General features: G+C 65.9%; 3 protein-coding genes and 1 pseudogene. All 4 read left to right on the top strand.

Annotation, left to right across the window (positions count from 1 at the left end; all coding sequences use genetic code 11):
- Positions 1 to 469: pseudogene (locus tag CSW58_RS13115) on the top strand (phosphonate ABC transporter ATP-binding protein); the annotation flags it as partial.
- Positions 466 to 1,482, top strand: a complete 1,017-nt coding sequence (phnD, locus tag CSW58_RS13110; protein WP_099447577.1) for a phosphate/phosphite/phosphonate ABC transporter substrate-binding protein — start codon at positions 466 to 468, stop codon at positions 1,480 to 1,482. The pseudogene CSW58_RS13115 and the gene phnD, both read left to right, overlap by 4 nt.
- 8 nt (positions 1,483 to 1,490) lie before the next feature.
- A complete protein-coding gene (gene phnE / locus CSW58_RS13105; protein WP_099447576.1) occupies positions 1,491 to 2,306 on the top strand; it encodes a phosphonate ABC transporter, permease protein PhnE in 816 nt (271 codons plus the stop codon).
- Positions 2,307 to 2,461: 155 nt separating this feature from the next.
- Positions 2,462 to 2,716, top strand: a 255-nt coding sequence (locus CSW58_RS13100; protein WP_143755217.1) for a CNNM domain-containing protein, incomplete at its 3' end; no start/stop codon positions are given.

The raw sequence follows: 2,716 nt of genomic DNA, 5'->3' as shown, positions 1-2,716 counted from the left end.
GTTCAGCAACGTGGCCCTGGGCTCGCTGGGCGTATCGCTTCGTCGCGGGTTTTGGCCTGGCCGCGGAGACCCAGTCCGCGGTCATGGCGGCCCTGCACCGGGTCGCGTCGCCGACTACGCCCCCAGCGCGCCAACACCCTGTCGGGCGGCCAGCAGCAGCCGGCGCCATCGCCGGGCCCTGGTCCAGAAAGCCAAGATCATCTGGCGACGAACCGTCGCCTCGCTGGATCCGGTTTCGGCCCGCAAGGTCATGGAGATCCTGCGCGACCTCAACAAGACCGACGGTCTGACGGTGGTCGTCACTCTGCACCAGGTCGACTACGCCCTGCGCTATTGCGACCGGGTCGTGGCCCTGAAGGCCGGCAAGAAGGTCTATGACGGCCCGGCCGACGGCCTGAAACGCGAACAACTCATCGACATCTACGGCCCGGAATTCGAAGACGTCTTCTGGGAAGGAGCTCCGCAATGATCAGCCGCCGTCTCGTAACGGGCCTCGGCCTCGCCGCCGCGACCTTCGCCCTGTCGGCCTGTGGGCAGAAGCCCGCCGCGCCCGCCACCGACACGGTGACTTTCTCGATCCTCTCGACCGAGTCGGCCCAGAACATGGAGAGCTACTGGACCCCGATCCTGGCCGACATGGAGAAGGCTACCGGCCTGAAGGTGAAGCCGTTCTTCTCGTCGAACTATTCGGCCCTGATCGTGGCCATGAGCGCCAAGCAGACGGATGTGGGCTGGTTCTCCAATCAGTCGGGTCTTGAAGCGGTGCGCCGCTCGAACGGCGAGGTCTTCGCCCGCACCTTCGATCCGTCGGGCACCGACGGCTACAAGTCAGTGATCATCGTGCCGGCCGCCAGCAAGCTGACGCTGGAAGATCTGCTGAAGTGCGACAAGACCCTGGACTTCGGGATCGGCGACAAGAAGTCGACCTCGGGCACCCTGGCCCCGATGACCTATGTGTTCATCCCGGCCGGCAAGAAGCCCGAGACCTGCTTCAAGACCGTGCTGACCGCCAATCACGCCGCCAATCTGTTCGCGGTGGCCAACGGCAAGCTCGACGCGGCGACCAACAACACCACCGCCCTGCGTCTCAATGCCGACCGCAAGGACGGCCAGACCGAGAAGGTTCGGGTGATCTGGGAATCGCCGACCCTGCCCGAGGATCCGATCGTCTGGCGCAAGGATCTTGATCCGGGCGTCAAGGAGAAGGTCCGTCAGTTCCTGCTGACCTACGGCCAGGGCGACACGCCCGAGGCGGCCCGCCAGCGGGCCAACATCGCCAAGCTTTCGATCGGCGGATTCAAGCCCGCCGACGACACCCACCTGCTGGTGGTGCGCGAGATGGAGGCCCTCGAACAGTTGGGTCTGGCCCAGGAGAGCGGCGACGCCGCAAAGGTCGCCGCCGCCCAGAAGATCCTGGATGGGGTCAAGGCCGAACGCCTGACCGCCGAGGGCAAGGCCGGCCTCGCCGCGCCCGCCAATTGAGCCAGACCATGAGCGAGGCCATTCCATCGCCGCCGCGCAAGACGGCGTCGTCCCAGGCATTTGATCTTCTGCTGTGGGGCGGGGTTATCATTCTGCTGGTGATCAGCTTCCGTCCTGCCGAGATCGACAAGTTCCCGCAGCTGTTCACAGACACCGAGCGGACCGCTGGTTTCGCCCGGCAGTTCTTCGCGCCGTTCGGCGACCTCAAGCTGTTCATGTCGATGGATTGGGACCTGTTCATCGGCAAGATGTGGCAGACGATCCAGATGGCGCTCTGGGGCACGGCCCTGGCCATCATCGTGGCCATTCCGCTGGGTCTGCTGGGCGCCCGCAACATCACCCCGGCCTGGATCCAGCAGCCGGTTCGCCGCCTGCTCGACCTGATCCGCTCGGTTCCCGACCTGGTCGTGGCCCTGATCTTCATCACCGCCGTGGGCCTGGGCCCTTTCGCGGGCGTGATGTCGATCATGTTCAATACCGGCGGTGTCCTGGCCAAGCTGTTCGCCGAAGCGGTCGAGTCGATCGACAAGGGTCCGGTCGAGGGCGTGCGCGCCACGGGCGCGGCGCCGCTGCAGGAGATCGTCTGGGGCGTGATCCCGCAGGTCGCGCCGCTGTGGACCAGCTATGCCCTCTACCGCTTCGAATCCAGCAGCCGCTCGGCCACTGTGCTGGGCATCATCGGGGCCGGCGGCATCGGCCAGATTCTCTATGACTCGATCAGCGCCTTTCAGTTCGACCAGACCGGCTGCATCGTCCTGGTGATCGTCGTGGCGGTGTCGATGATCGACATGCTGTCCCAGGTCATTCGGACACGGTTGCTCTAGCGTCGTGCGGCCCGCCTGCCGTCTCGGGGAGACTCGCCGCCCGCGTCCTATGGGCGGCGAGGCATTATCGCGTATAGTGTTGACGCAACGGTTGGCCCATTCGGGTCTTATCCGTTGATCGCGGCGCACTCGCGCCGCCCATACCCCGAAGGACCATGATCCTCCTCGCGCTCGCCGTCGTCCTCTTCCTCGTTCTGCTGAACGGGGTATTTTCCATGTCCGAACTGGCGGTGGTTTCCCCGCCCGCCGCGCTCGGCTGCAGACCTTCGCCGACCGTGGCGACAAGGGCCAGGCTGGCCCTGGCCATGGCCGAACATCCCACGCGGTTCCTGTCGGCGGTGCAGGTGGGCATCACCCTGATCGGCATCCTGGCCGGCGCCTATGGTCAGGCCACCATCGCCGGGGCGCTG

The organism is Caulobacter sp. B11 (genome assembly GCF_002737765.1).
Classification (GTDB): Bacteria; Pseudomonadota; Alphaproteobacteria; order Caulobacterales; family Caulobacteraceae; genus Caulobacter.
The sequence above is the reverse complement of the archived record's forward strand: the minus strand, read 5'-3'. Positions and strand labels throughout refer to the sequence as shown.

Coding starts and splice junctions, on each gene's coding strand:
- phnE (WP_099447576.1), top strand. CDS start 1,491: ATGAGCGAGGCCATTCCATCGCCGCCGCGCAAGACGGCGTCGTCCCAG.
- phnD (WP_099447577.1), top strand. CDS start 466: ATGATCAGCCGCCGTCTCGTAACGGGCCTCGGCCTCGCCGCCGCGACC.